Origin of the sequence: Burkholderia sp. SIMBA_051, assembly GCF_046534915.1 — a bacterium.
Lineage (GTDB): Bacteria > Pseudomonadota > Gammaproteobacteria > Burkholderiales > Burkholderiaceae > Burkholderia > Burkholderia ambifaria.
In genome coordinates this window covers 1-247 of sequence record NZ_JAWRXS010000691.1, presented here as the reverse complement: position 1 = coordinate 247, position 247 = coordinate 1, and the positions used below count along the sequence as shown (strand labels likewise).

Here is a 247-nt window from a genome sequence, read left to right as displayed (position 1 = left end):
CTCCCGTCCACTGTCCACGTGTTTCGCGCTGCCATCGCGCACGCGAGAAGGAGTACTTCGCTTGACCGGCCTCATCGCGCGCCTGCGCCGCGCCCGCACCCCTCTGATCATCGCGCTGTCGTTCGTGACGCTCGCGTTCGCGGCCAATGCGTCGGCCGCGAACGCGCATCGGACCGCGTCGACGCACGCGCATCCGAAAGTCGTCAAGAGCAAGGCCGCGCATCGCACGCACAAGGCCATCAAGCAC

At 67.6% G+C, this 247-nt stretch carries 1 pseudogene; it reads left to right on the top strand.

Annotated features, from left to right (window positions below):
- Nucleotides 1-61: 61 nt before the first annotated feature.
- Nucleotides 62-247, top strand: a pseudogene (locus SB771_RS36240) (D-alanyl-D-alanine endopeptidase); the annotation flags it as partial.